This window comes from Peribacillus sp. FSL R5-0717, from assembly GCF_038002945.1.
Classification (GTDB): Bacteria; Bacillota; Bacilli; order Bacillales; family DSM-1321; genus Peribacillus; species Peribacillus frigoritolerans.
The window spans coordinates 1,216,329-1,228,719 of the sequence record NZ_JBBOOF010000001.1 but is presented as its reverse complement, the minus strand read 5'-3'; the positions used below and the strand labels follow the sequence as shown (position 1 = coordinate 1,228,719).

General features: G+C 41.7%; 13 protein-coding genes and 1 riboswitch. Of the genes, 8 read left to right on the top strand and 5 right to left on the bottom strand.

The window, feature by feature from the left end; translation table 11 throughout:
* Positions 1-2: 2 nt before the first annotated feature.
* The 6 genes from NYE65_RS05975 (at position 3) to NYE65_RS05950 (ending at position 6,735) form a co-directional block, all read left to right on the top strand.
* Positions 3-1,121, top strand: coding sequence for a GerAB/ArcD/ProY family transporter (locus NYE65_RS05975; RefSeq protein WP_328176389.1), 1,119 nt, complete (start codon positions 3-5; stop codon positions 1,119-1,121).
* Positions 1,122-1,140: 19 nt separating this feature from the next.
* Complete coding sequence (locus NYE65_RS05970) at positions 1,141-1,374, top strand: hypothetical protein (protein ID WP_328176388.1); 234 nt, start codon at positions 1,141-1,143, stop codon at positions 1,372-1,374.
* Between the two features lie 170 nt (positions 1,375-1,544).
* Entirely contained in the window at positions 1,545-4,754 is a 3,210-nt protein-coding gene (locus tag NYE65_RS05965) for a DEAD/DEAH box helicase (RefSeq protein WP_340860028.1), read from the top strand.
* 419 nt (positions 4,755-5,173) lie between these two features.
* Positions 5,174-5,656, top strand: coding sequence for a DUF2975 domain-containing protein (locus NYE65_RS05960; RefSeq protein ID WP_328176386.1), 483 nt, complete (start codon positions 5,174-5,176; stop codon positions 5,654-5,656).
* 10 nt (positions 5,657-5,666) lie between these two features.
* Positions 5,667-5,888, top strand: coding sequence for a helix-turn-helix domain-containing protein (locus tag NYE65_RS05955; RefSeq protein WP_034309451.1), 222 nt, complete (start codon positions 5,667-5,669; stop codon positions 5,886-5,888).
* A 55-nt stretch (positions 5,889-5,943) separates the two neighbouring features.
* A complete protein-coding gene (locus tag NYE65_RS05950; protein WP_340862092.1) occupies positions 5,944-6,735 on the top strand; it encodes a DUF817 domain-containing protein in 792 nt (263 codons plus the stop codon).
* An 83-nt stretch (positions 6,736-6,818) separates the two neighbouring features.
* Here NYE65_RS05950 and NYE65_RS05945 read toward each other — a convergent pair whose 3' ends face one another.
* Together NYE65_RS05945 and NYE65_RS05940 are read right to left on the bottom strand one after the other, a co-directional pair.
* On the bottom strand, positions 6,819-7,133 hold the full coding sequence (locus NYE65_RS05945; protein ID WP_034309447.1) for a DMT family transporter: 315 nt from the start codon (positions 7,131-7,133) through the stop codon (positions 6,819-6,821).
* Positions 7,133-7,474, bottom strand: a complete 342-nt coding sequence (locus NYE65_RS05940) for a DMT family transporter (RefSeq protein ID WP_063594494.1) — start codon at positions 7,472-7,474, stop codon at positions 7,133-7,135. The genes NYE65_RS05945 and NYE65_RS05940 overlap by 1 nt, the downstream gene beginning before the upstream one ends.
* Positions 7,475-7,546: 72 nt before the next feature.
* Positions 7,547-7,647: riboswitch (guanidine-I (ykkC/yxkD leader) on the bottom strand.
* A 472-nt stretch (positions 7,648-8,119) separates the two neighbouring features.
* Between NYE65_RS05940 and NYE65_RS05935 the strand changes: the two genes are divergently transcribed.
* A complete protein-coding gene (locus NYE65_RS05935; protein ID WP_445670399.1) occupies positions 8,120-8,452 on the top strand; it encodes a response regulator transcription factor in 333 nt (110 codons plus the stop codon).
* Positions 8,453-8,636: 184 nt separating this feature from the next.
* Here NYE65_RS05935 and NYE65_RS05930 read toward each other — a convergent pair whose 3' ends face one another.
* Positions 8,637-9,608: a DMT family transporter gene (locus NYE65_RS05930; protein WP_241635009.1), complete on the bottom strand. Its 972-nt coding sequence runs from the start codon at positions 9,606-9,608 to the stop codon at positions 8,637-8,639.
* Between the two features lie 501 nt (positions 9,609-10,109).
* Between NYE65_RS05930 and NYE65_RS05925 the strand changes: the two genes are divergently transcribed.
* Positions 10,110-10,394: an AbrB/MazE/SpoVT family DNA-binding domain-containing protein gene (locus tag NYE65_RS05925; RefSeq protein WP_053536026.1), complete on the top strand. Its 285-nt coding sequence runs from the start codon at positions 10,110-10,112 to the stop codon at positions 10,392-10,394.
* 59 nt (positions 10,395-10,453) lie between these two features.
* Here the strand turns inward: NYE65_RS05925 and NYE65_RS05920 are convergent, their stop codons facing one another.
* Both NYE65_RS05920 and NYE65_RS05915 read right to left on the bottom strand, forming a co-directional pair.
* Positions 10,454-10,891 (bottom strand): GNAT family N-acetyltransferase, encoded by a 438-nt coding sequence (locus NYE65_RS05920; RefSeq protein ID WP_057276806.1) that lies wholly within the window; start codon positions 10,889-10,891, stop codon positions 10,454-10,456.
* 352 nt (positions 10,892-11,243) lie between these two features.
* Complete coding sequence (locus tag NYE65_RS05915; protein WP_340860027.1) at positions 11,244-12,389, bottom strand: Ger(x)C family spore germination protein; 1,146 nt, start codon at positions 12,387-12,389, stop codon at positions 11,244-11,246.
* Between the last annotated feature and the right edge of the window lie 2 nt (positions 12,390-12,391).

Genomic DNA, 12,391 nt, shown 5'->3' with positions numbered 1-12,391 from the left:
TTATGGAGAAGGCAAATATCAGCGGGTACCAGCTGTTCGTCCTTATTTTCCTGTTTGAAATGGGCAGTGCACTTTTGGTTCCGCTTGCAGGTGAAGCCAAGCAAGCTGCCTGGCTGGTCATCCTTATTGCGATGATTGGCGGATTTATATTATTTTTCATTTATTATGGCCTTTTTCAATACTACCCTGATCAGCTGTTAACGGAATTTGTACGAAATATATTGGGGAATTTCCTGGGCAGGATCGTAGCTTTTCTATATATCCTTTATTTCATCTATCTTTCTGCAAGGGTGCTAAGGGATTTCGGAGATACGCTGCTTACTTTTGCCTATCCTCATATTCCGTTATTTGTCGCGAACGCTGCATTCATTTTAGTCGTGGTGTATACGGTCCGTAAGGGGATAGAAGTAGTGACGAGGACGGGGGAACTATTCTTTGTCTTGGAGAATTTACTTTTAATGACCTTCTTTCTTCTGATTATTGCTTCAGGCATGATCCATTTAAACAACTTAAAACCCGTTATTGAAATGAGCGGGACAGAGATGGTGAAAATGGCTTTCACTAAAACCGTATTCTTTCCATTTGGTGAAATCATAGCGTTTTTAATGATTTTTCCTTATTTAAATGAACATAAGCGATTGAAAAAAATTGGAATATGGAGCTTGGCTACTAGCGGTATTTTTCTCGCGGTAATAATGGCTGTGAATGTTTCTGTACTTGGTGTGGACCTTATGACGCGTTCGCAATACCCTCTTCTTACCCTCATTCAGTCCATAGAGGTCGCTGGCTTTCTTGAACGTCTCGATGTGTACTTCTTGTTTTTGTTAATGATTGGCGGGTTCATCAAGATATGTGTATTTACTTATGTAGCGGTAACGGGTACGGCGAATGTTTTCAATGTTAAACAGCCCTCCAGACTTGCATACCCTGTTGGCATTGTCATTTTATTGATTTCGATTATTATTTCAAGCAGCTATACGGAACATATCCATGAAGGGCTGGATGCCGTACCAAATTACATCCATCTGCCATTTCAGGTGATCATTCCATTGCTTCTCTTGATCATTGCCTTTTTTAAGAATCGAAAAAAAGGGAAGACAAGCACCAAAAAAAGTTCCTGAAAGGCGGAGTTGATCAAAAATGAAATTCTTCGGTATTACGCTTTTGCTTCTTGTCCCTTTAGTGGTCATATCTTTAGGTATGGATATTCTAATGGGATTTGATCTGGATAATTCGATCAAGCATGCCTTTAACCCATTTTTGGTGAAGGACCCCGCTGAACTTATCCTTTTTTTCATTCTTCTTGCATTCCTTATATTCAGCTTCTTTTATCGAAAAAAAAAGAAAAAGAACAAGGGCAAAGGGCAACAATGATGTTGCAATTCCCGTTGCTGAAATAGAGATGAACTCCGAATGGGGGAGTTTGTCTTTTTGCTTTTTTATAACCTTGTAAACCCATTTCATAGTATGATGATAAAATGAGCTTATTTTTCAGCGGAATGTAAAATCACTCAACCAAAAAACCCCGGGAGGAGGACGGCAATTTGGATATCAAATTGAATCGAAAAATCATAAAAGACATGTGCGGGGCCGTCTCCTTCAAAAGAGGGGAAGCTTTTCATCGTGCCAATAAAGTGACATTTGAAAGCTATCATCATGATGGTTGTGAAGCATCGGTTAGAGGCAAGGAAGACTTCCATGTCACGATTGAAGTGGATGCAGTCGGCGGATTTCAGACGAAATGCAGCTGTCCTGCACTAGCTTCCTTCCATAGGGATTGCCAGCATATTGCAGCCGTCCTGCTGTCGGTTTACGACCATAAGCGAGATGGAACGATTCCTGAAGGGATACGTGCAACCGGTCCTGATGCTACAGCCCATAAGGAGTTGTCAGAAGGCTTGCTTACCCTTTTCAATAATCAGAATGTACGCAAAAGCGGTCATCAGCGCCATTTTGAAAATAGAATGATACTTGAAGCGGAGTTTACGTGTAAACCAGTATGGATGGGAATGGAACAATATATGTTAGGACTGGAAATGAAAATCGGTTCTCTCAATGTGTCGAATGTCCGGGATTTCCTGAAGCGAGTTAAAGCAGGAAAGCCTGCCCAAGTGTCCCCTTCATTTATATATGACCCGGTGCTGCATTGTTTTCAGAATGAAAATGATTTAGTGCTTCAGGAGCTCATTACAGTGATATCGGATGAAAAAGTCTATGTGGACGCCCTGACGGATAAATCCGAATATACATTGGACCATCACTTATTACTTCTGCCTCCATCTTCTTTTCGAAGGCTTGTCCCCATCCTTGAAGCGGCTCCAATGGTGCAGCTTGCCTATGGCGGCATTACATTCAATGGCTTTCGTGTAACAAACGGACCGCTTCCTTTACAGTTTGACTTTACTGAAAGCGAGGACAAAGGTTATCAACTGAATATTAAAAGGCTGCACGAGATGATCGTCATGGATGCATACACATTGGTCCTATTTGAGGGGAAATTGGTTCAGCTCGAAAATGAGGATTTCAAACGCCTTTCAGAGTTAAAGCAAATGATGGAGGATTCGGGGATGAATCAAATTCCAATCCATCATGACCAGCTGGAATTATTCCTGGACAAAGTGGTACCAGGCTTGAAAAGACTCGGTGAAGTCCATATAGCAAGATCCATCACCGAATTGTTTTTGAAGACACCGCTGGTTGCAAAGCTATACTTGGACCGAGTGAAAAACAGGCTGCTTGCCGGGCTGGAATTCCATTATGAAAATATCGTGATCAACCCTTTGGAAAAACAGGAATCCAAGGTTATGAGGGATGTTGAGAAAGAGGCGGAGATAATAAAGCTGATGGAGGATAGCCAGTTTGCCAAGACGGACGGAGGCTATTTCTTGCATAACGAAGAATTGGAGTATGAGTTCTTGTACCATATCGTTCCTAAACTCCAGAAGCTGGTGCAAATCTATGCCACTACCGCTGTAAGGAACCGAATTTCCCGTGGAAATGCTGCACCGCGCATTAGGTTGAAAATTAAAAAAGAGCGTACTAATTGGCTCGAATTCAAATTTGAAATGGATGATATCCCAGATAAACAAATACGTGAGGTCTTAGCCGCGCTTGAAGAAAAAAGGAAATACTATCGTTTAAGGAATGGATCGCTGCTTTCCCTTGAAACAAGGGAATACGAGGAAATCAATCGTTTTCTGAATGCACTGCCCGTCCAGGATGAAGACCTGGAAAGCACACTGAACATGCCCCTCATAAAAGGGCTCCAGCTCCTAGACTCCGTTAATGACAGCCAGACATTCACGATGGAAGAGTCATTCCGGCAGTTTTTGGATAACATCAGGAATCCCGGCGCCTTGGAGTTCACGGTGCCAAAGAGTCTGGACCCGATTTTGCGCGAGTATCAAAAAAACGGCTACAAATGGATGAAAATCCTTGCACAATACGGTTTTGGCGGGATTCTTGCTGATGATATGGGTCTGGGAAAAACACTGCAAAGCATCACGTTCATTTTATCCGAGCTACCTGACATCCGTAAGAAAAGGGTTCCGGTGCTTATTGTCTGCCCATCATCATTGACTTACAATTGGCTGAATGAATTCACTAAATTCGCTCCTGATATACAAGCCGTCGTCGTGGATGGAGACAAGACGGAAAGGTCGAAGCTGTTTTTAGAAATGAAGGACGTGGATGTAGTGATCACTTCTTATCCATTGCTTCGGAAAGACATCAAGTCGTTTGAAAAAGAGGACTTCCATACGGTGTTTTTCGATGAGGCACAGGCCTTCAAGAACCCGGTGACACAAACGGCACGAGCGGCCAAGAAGATAAAAGCGGCACATCGCTTCGCGTTGACTGGTACGCCCATCGAGAATTCACTGGAAGAGCTCTGGTCCCTTTTCCACGTCGTATTCCCTGAACTATTCATGGGGTTAAAGGAGTATAGCAACCTCTCTAGGAAGCAGATTTCCCGCAGGATCCGTCCATTTTTGCTACGGAGAATGAAAGAGGACGTACTAGGGGAATTACCGGAAAAAATCGAGTCGCTGGAATCGATGGAACTGCTTCCCGATCAGAAGAAACTGTACGGGGCTTATCTGGCCAAGCTGCGGCATGATACGCTGAAACACCTGGACAAGGATACCCTTCGCAAAAATCGGATCAGGATCCTTGCTGGCTTGACCCGGCTTCGGCAAATATGCTGTCACCCCGCCTTGTTTGTGGACGGATATAAAGGCAGTTCAGCAAAATATGAGCAGCTGATGCGAATTGTCGAAGATTCGAAGCATTCTGGAAGACGGGTGCTGATTTTCTCGCAATTTACAAAAATGCTTACGATCATCGGCAGGGACTTGGCCATGAAAGGACAACCCTTTTTCTACCTGGATGGACAAACCCCATCAAAGGAACGTGTGGAAATCTGCAATCGGTTTAATGCAGGAGAACGGGATATATTCCTCATTTCGTTGAAAGCTGGCGGTACGGGTCTCAATCTGACGGGTGCCGATACAGTTATACTATATGACCTTTGGTGGAATCCGGCAGTTGAAGAACAAGCCGCGGACCGTGCCCATCGAATGGGGCAGAAAAATGAGGTTCAAGTCATCAAACTTATTGCCCGTGGGACAATCGAAGAAAAAATGAATGAACTCCAAGAGAAAAAGAGACATCTTATTGAAGAAATCATCGACCCTGGAGACAAGTCGTCTTCTGCACTTACAGAAGAGGATATCAGGGAAATCCTGATGATATAAGGGTTTAGCCGAAGGTAATAAATAAATAGTTCAGTTATGGAGCATTCCTTTGTAAAGAGGAATGCTTTTTTATTTTTAAGGTACTTTTCGTAAAGATGGTTGTTTTTAAAACGAAACTATTTAAGGTTTAGAGCGGAAGTGCGAGACTCCTGCGGGAGCAGCGGGACAGGTGAGACCCCACAGGCGTTTACGCCGAGGAGGCTCACCGCCCGCCCCGCGGAAAGCGAGCATCTGGAGGGGAAATCAACCACAACTCACTACCTGGTAAATAGCAATAAAGTATGTGAAAACAGCCATTTTTAAAAAAAATAGGAAATTTCATTAACAATAATAATGTAATAAAAAACAACAATGTTTTATTGTAAAACGATAAAACATATGTTAGATTAAATGGACAATAAATAAGTGAGGTGCTTTTTATGAAACTAGGAACAACACTCTTTTTAAAGATGGCTGTTATTCTTATTGGAATTCCAGTTCTTGCTTTGTGCATCTTCTTGGTGCCTGGGATAGCGAATTTTGCAGCAGAATTATATCCGGATATGGCTTATTTGAAATATCTCGTTTTAATCGATTTGTATGCATCGGCGATACCTTTTTACTTTGCCCTATATCAAGCCTTTAAACTTTTAAGCTATATTGACAAGAACAAAGCCTTCTCGGAATTATCTGTAAGAGCTTTAAAGATTATAAAAAATTGTGCAATCACAATAAGCAGCTTGTATGTGGCAGGCATGCCGCTCTTTTATCTCATCGCGGAAATGGACGACGCCCCAGGTATCATAGTAATCGGAATGGTTGTCATTTTTGCTTCAATGGTGATTGCAGTCTTTGCTGCTGTTCTTCAAAGGCTTTTACAAGAAGCCATCGATATAAAATCAGAAAATGACTTAATAGTCTGAGGTGATTAACTTGGCAATTATAATCAATATTGATGTGATGTTGGCTAAAAGGAAAATGAGTGTTACAGAACTTTCCGAGAGGGTTGGAATAACGATGGCTAATCTTTCCATATTGAAAAACGGCAAGGCAAAAGCGATTCGATTAACAACCTTAGATGCGATTTGTAAGGCTTTAGAATGTCAACCCGGGGATATTTTAGAATACCGAAATGATGAAGGCACCCAAGATTAAGATTTATAAAGGGGAGTTACTCATGAATGTAGATAAAAAAATGGAGGCACCAATCATGAGGGCACTAAAACAACTCGTTCGTTTTGGTTGGGAGCAGGCCCTATCATGCTTGTTTCCTGCCGTTATTTTTGCCTCTTTGGCTATTACAAAATTCATCCTGCTTCCCTTTCTGCCGCGGTATGACTGGCTGCTCATCATCTGCCTTATCATGCAGTGGTGGATGCTGCGTTCCGGGCTTGAAACACGGGATGAACTAAAGGTAATCACCTTGTTCCACCTTATTGGTCTTGCCCTTGAACTTTTCAAGGTACATATGGGCTCCTGGACTTATCCAGAGGAAGGATATTTCAAGATTTTTGGAGTGCCTCTGTATAGCGGATTCATGTACGCTAGTGTAGCGAGTTATCTTTGCCAGGCGTGGAGGAGGCTAAAGGTTGAACTGATCAAGTGGCCGCCGTTTTTTGTCGTTGTATCCCTTGCGCTTGCGATTTATTTGAATTTTTTCACACACCATTATTGGATGGATGTTCGTTGGTGGCTATCTGGACTTGTCATCATCGTCTTTTGGCGAGCAGGGGTCACATACGAAGTTGGTGGAACCCGTTATCGTATGCCAATCGCATTTTCCTTTGTGCTCATCGGATTTTTCATATGGATAGCCGAAAATATCGCAACGTTCTTTGGAGCTTGGGAATATCCTAACCAAACCGATGCATGGAGTCTCGTACATCTAGGAAAGGTAAGCTCATGGCTCTTACTGGTGATTGTCAGCTTTCTTATAGTAGCGACGCTAAAACAGGTTAAGGGGAAAGATTCCGCTGTGATGGATGAGAGTCAATTTTTATAAGATGAATTATTCAAGTTAGATAAAAATAAGTAAAGACGACACATTGTGCCGTCTTTGATTTTTTCTATGCTTTTATGTCATTCCTATGAAACAAGTTTTAATCCCACTGCTGCGCCAAGGACCATGGCTATAAAAACGACCCTGCGCCAATCTTTGGATTCCCCGTATAAGAGCATCCCGATTATCGCTCCGCCTGATGCGCCGATTCCTGTCCAGATAGCGTAAGCCGTTCCCATCGGTAAGGTTTTCATGGCATAAGCAAGAAACAGGAAACTTGCTCCAAATCCGATGAATAACAGCAGTAAGGATTGCCAATTTCGGTCTTTGTGCAATTTATTGATCATCGCAACCCCAAACATCTCAAAAAGCCCCGCTAAGATTAAAGAGACCCAAGCCATTATGATTCATCCCCTTTCTCAGCCTTATCATCCGTCACTAGCTTCAAGCCGATCACCCCTGATAATAAGAGGAGGATCAATAGTGTTTTGCTCAGCTTGAAGGATTCTCCAAAGAAAAGGATTTCGGAAAAAACGGTCCCGGCAGTCCCCATACCGACAAAAACGGCATATACGGTTCCGACAGGAAGCTTCCTGCCAGCCATTATCATCAAGTAAAAACTGATGATGATCGAAATGACCGTTCCAGTCCAAGTCCAAAAGTCATCTGCATGTTTTAAGCCAATCACCCAAAATACTTCAAAAAAAGCTGCAATGAATACTTTAATCCAGTTTGTGCTCATGTAATAACGCACCTCCGATTTTATTCTTTACCAAAAAACAAAAAAAGCCCAAGAGATAACTGTTAAAACAGTTTCTCCCAGGCTTTTATCCTTCCGTGACACAGCATGCTGTGAGTTTTCTCTCGGACCAGACCAGCAATGAGACGCACTGCGGAACCCTAGAAAACCTTTGACATATACAATTACCTTTCATTATACATACTTTTTGAATTTACTCAAGGTAAAAGTTTTGCCAAATTCCAGGCCGATTTTTCCCTAATATCCGCATATGTCCCGTAACGTTTGCAGCTTTCATCTGAATACAGCGAGGCCATTTCGAACTTTCCGGACTAAATTTGAAAAAAGCCAGTTTTCCTATAGTTTTTTTATTTGGGTGAGTTGTGGTTGATTTCCCCTCCAGATGCTCGCTTTCCGCGGGGCGGGCGGTGAGCCTCCTCGGCGTAAACGCCTGTGGGGTCTCACCTGTCCCGCTGCCCCCGAAGGAGTCGCACCTCCGCTCCAATCAACCATAAATAGTTTCGTTTTAAAAACAACCATCTTTACGAAAAGATAGCAACAAAGTATGTGAAAACAGCCTTTTATTTAAATAACGCAACGTAAGGTACGAGACACCTGGGGGCGAGCATTAGCGGATTGCTTTGCAATATGATGAAAAAAAGTGGATATGTCCCTCAGGCGGCATTTTCAGGGACGGAAGCAATATTGTACGTGGAGAAAAAGAAATGGGATATGGTGTTGTTGGATTTAATGCTGCCAGGAATGGACGGGGAGGAAGTTCTTCGTAAAATTAGGGAGCATCATCATGTCCCTGTTTTGATTATATCCGCAAAAGGAGAACAGCAAACGAAAATAAATGGATTGCGCGCTGGGGCAGATGATTTCATTACGAAGCCATTTGATATTGAAGAAGTAATGGCAAGAATAGATGCTCATATCTTTGAAAGGTTTTATACAGGTGATACTGCACGAAATAAATAAGGAACGGGACTAGGGTTATCCATTGCGCAAAGTTTAATGAAAAAAATGAATGGTGAGCTTTTTGCCACTCTGAAAAATCATCAATTCATCATGACCTGTCAATGGAATAAAAGGACGTAGTCTGCTTCAGTTTTCAGCTCAAAAAAGCCCCGAAATCTTATCCGGGGCTTTTTTGGCTTGCTATTTAGGCATTCACTGTCCGTTTAGGGGATGGACCTTCTTTTTTATGTGATACATAGCTATGCAGGATCATTCCCATGATGACGATAAAGATGCCGAACCACGATAACGGAGAAGGAATCGGTAAAGATAGGAATAGTAATTCGCCAGCCAGGGCAAAAAGGACCTCCATCGATTGTGTTGCTTCAACTGAAGCTAATTTCTGCATATTACCGCGTACCAAATCGGTCGCCATGAAAAAAAGGACCGTGGCGATGACTCCAGAAAATAGTGCCACCAAAAGGGATTGGAAACTCTGCATCTTCGTCGGCGCACCTACTGTAAAGAAACCGTACAAGGAAAGCAAAAACCAGAATGGAAGACTCGCCAAAGTCATTCCCAAAACCCGCTGATAAGCATCCAGACGCCCTTCGGATACTTCCATCATTTTGCGATTTCCCAAAGGGTAGGCAAACGAGGCGATGACTATCGGGATCACTCCCAGCCAAAGATCGGCCATTGAAATGTGTTTGGTATGTTCCAGTTGCATCAGGATGATCCCAAGCAGAATGATCATGGACATGAGGAGGCCTTTCACAGAAACCTTTCCTCTTTGCCTTTCGATCCCATCTTTCGTTTGGACATTTTCAAAAAACAGCGGCGCAAGCAGCGCACCCGAAATGATCGTGATTTGCCAGGTGCCGGCGATCAGCCAGCCAGGTGAATAGGCGGACGCGAAGCATAAAGGAGCATAAAATAACCCAAATCCGACAAAACTCCAAAGCAGCCAAGGACCCGGCTTTTCTCTCATCACTTGTAAAAGGGGACGCAGGTTTTTTCTGCTCCATACGATACACAACAGAAAGGGCACCATAAAGAAATAACGCAGCGAAGCACTCCAAATCCAACTTCCGCCAGACAGCTCCATGGCCTGATTCAAAACAAACGTAAATGCAAAAAAGAAAGCAGAACAAATACCTAATATAATCGGACGCAATTGACTCACCTCAATCTGTTTTATGAGTCAGTAAGACTCTGGAAGGATGGCAATCGTTTCGGCTTTCTGAAAAAAATTCAGATATATCCACTGTTTCAAAAGCGGAATGAATTTTCGGAATATTATAAGCGATCAATTTAAATTTTCCTTCAAAAGCAAAAGAAAATCAACAGGATTCTTTTAAGCTAGAGAAATTCATTCTTCGTGATTCGACATGAAATGAAAAGAAAGCTTTTTGGAATTAAATGAAGGCGTTTCCACTTGCGAATTTAAATTAGAAATATATACCAAATGGAGAAGTGGTAAACGTTGTCGTGACGCGTGTTATGAAGGAATTGCTAATATTTTATATAAAAATCATATAGAGGCAGATAGTATAAGAAGATACGAGAATTGACGAATATGGTAGGTAGTGGTATCTTAATAGAAGTGCAAATAATGTCGAATGGTGACGAAATATATAAATGCAACATTCGCAAAAAAGTTAGTGGGGTAAATTAAATGAAATCTACAGGTATTGTACGTAAAGTTGACGAATTAGGGCGGGTAGTCATTCCAATTGAACTGCGCCGAACATTAGGAATTAATGAGAAAGACGCTCTGGAGATTTATGTAGAACAAGAGCGCATCATCCTTCAAAAATATAAACCAAACATGACTTGTCAGGTAACAGGTGAAGTTTCCGATGACAATATGAAACTTGCTGACGGTAAATTAATACTTAGCCCAGAAGGTGCCGAACTTCTAATTAAAGAAATTCAAGCCAGCATGGAAACTGCTAAATAATTAATATACTAGATAAATAGCATCCAAGTGTAGGAAGGTTTTCCCTACACTTTTTTTAATTAAATGGTGAAATAATAAAAATGGTTCGATTCACGGGCGAAACCAATCTTTTCATAAAGTCTCTGTGCTTTCACATTATCCTGGCCAGTCTCCAGTGAAACCCCTTTAGCACCTGTTTCACGCGCAAAACCGATGGCCGCGTTCAATAACTCCTCGCCAAATCCCTTTTTACGGGCGGACTCCTTCACGAATAAATCATTCAATATCCATGACCGCATCATACTCACAGACGAAAAAGAAGGATACAATTGTACAAAACCAATTGGATTTCCTTCATCAAACGCCATAAAAACCACAGACTCCCCTTTTGTCAGCCTTTCCCTTAAAAACTCCCTTGCACAACCAGGATCAGAGGTTTGCTCATAAAACACCCTGTATAAATCAAAAAGTTCCGTAAGTGATTCCAGCTCATGTAATGTAGCCTTCTGTATGCTCATAAATGGCCCCCTAAATGTTAGAATACTCTAAATTTACCATTTAACCATGCTATCCGCCAAATTCCGGTCCGCATTTTCCAGCCCCCTAAATCAGGATGGAGCTCAAAAAGGCACCATCCTGATTTTTTCGGCTATAAACCCAAGGTGAGCAGCAAACTTATGAGATATCAGCGTTTACTCGTGAGTATTTAGTCGATTTACTCGTGAGTTTGGAGCAAATACTCGTGAAATTGGGTGATTTACTCGTGAAAATGGAACAAATACTCGTGAATTAAGCCGATTTACTCGTGAATTCAACATTATCCAATAATATTGGGTACTATAAATTCCAAACCGAATCCTCAAATCTTCATTATTCCAGTGGTTTAGCTTCTAAGCCACCTGTGTTAAGGATATGTACCTTTACGTTTATATCATGTATTGAATCCTTATCTAAATAATCCTTAGGCTCTTTTAAATGATTCTTTTGCCAGTATTTTATCTCTTTGATATAAAGGGTTTTGCCTAGGTTTAAAGGGTCCGCGTTCTTTTGGAGCCCTGTTTTAAACGTTGATAGGATTTCCTTTTTTATTTGGCTTTCGAATTTACGTTTTATTTTGTCGATATCGATTTGGGTATCAAGCCCCAGTATTTTGCCGGAAACGTCAATTTCAATATCGAATTTGTACTTGCCATCCTTTAGAACAGGTTTCACTTTATGAGCCGGATGGGAAAAAGAGGCATAGATATCTTGCTTATTCATTGTGATGTTCACTGGAGTTTTGTTGGTCCTTTTAGTGAGCCAGCGTAAACCGCTCAGTTCTTTATCAGAGAACCAGGGCTGGGACACTTTATAGTAAATGATAAATGCACCATCCATATAGAGGCTTTTTCGCTTTTTATCTTTTTCCTTCCAAACTTTATCGTTCCAGGAAATGGAGGGTAATATGGTGGTAGATGCTTTTTCCCGCTGGTCAGAGTAATACCTTTGGACTGTAATGGGTTGGATGAATGATATAATCCGGTATACATCATCCGGAAAATATAATGTCGTGTATAAAGGTGATAAATTAAAAAAGCCGTTAATGGAGAAAAGCTCATCCATGGAATTTTTTGTGGCAAAGATATTGGATGAGTATCTGAGTAATTGGTTTCTGTATATATAATCCACTATTTCTGTGCTTTGCCGGTTCAAAACATTTTCACTGATTACAAATGTGGATACATGCCCTAAATAGAGAGATTGTTGAGTATTGCTCATTAGTTTATTAATGGCGATCGAAATGGACCGTCCTTTTTGTTTCCCTACATATACGGGAGGGGCTTGCGTCGGCTTTGCCTCCGTTTTAGCTACCGCAGCGAAGTCTACAAGTTGCGTATAGACTATGTATTCCCCATCTTTGAAATCTATCCCGATGGCCGTTATATAATGGAAGTCCTGGATCGTTTTTTCATCCCAACAGCCTGAAAGAAATAGGAGTAATTGCAGGGCCAACCAAATTTTACAGATGCGGAACATTG

What these genes read in the sequence shown, in the direction of transcription:
- NYE65_RS05975 (WP_328176389.1), top strand. Translation starts at nt 3, where the DNA reads ATGGAGAAGGCAAATATCAGCGGGTACCAGCTGTTCGTCCTTATTTTC.
- NYE65_RS05970 (WP_328176388.1), top strand. Translation starts at nt 1,141, where the DNA reads ATGAAATTCTTCGGTATTACGCTTTTGCTTCTTGTCCCTTTAGTGGTC.
- NYE65_RS05960 (WP_328176386.1), top strand. Translation starts at nt 5,174, where the DNA reads ATGAAACTAGGAACAACACTCTTTTTAAAGATGGCTGTTATTCTTATT.
- NYE65_RS05950 (WP_340862092.1), top strand. Translation starts at nt 5,944, where the DNA reads ATGAGGGCACTAAAACAACTCGTTCGTTTTGGTTGGGAGCAGGCCCTA.
- NYE65_RS05945 (WP_034309447.1), bottom strand. Translation starts at nt 7,133, where the DNA reads ATGGCTTGGGTCTCTTTAATCTTAGCGGGGCTTTTTGAGATGTTTGGG.
- NYE65_RS05940 (WP_063594494.1), bottom strand. Translation starts at nt 7,474, where the DNA reads ATGAGCACAAACTGGATTAAAGTATTCATTGCAGCTTTTTTTGAAGTA.
- NYE65_RS05935 (WP_445670399.1), top strand. Translation starts at nt 8,120, where the DNA reads ATGATGAAAAAAAGTGGATATGTCCCTCAGGCGGCATTTTCAGGGACG.
- NYE65_RS05925 (WP_053536026.1), top strand. Translation starts at nt 10,110, where the DNA reads ATGAAATCTACAGGTATTGTACGTAAAGTTGACGAATTAGGGCGGGTA.
- NYE65_RS05920 (WP_057276806.1), bottom strand. Translation starts at nt 10,891, where the DNA reads ATGAGCATACAGAAGGCTACATTACATGAGCTGGAATCACTTACGGAA.
- NYE65_RS05915 (WP_340860027.1), bottom strand. Translation starts at nt 12,389, where the DNA reads ATGTTCCGCATCTGTAAAATTTGGTTGGCCCTGCAATTACTCCTATTT.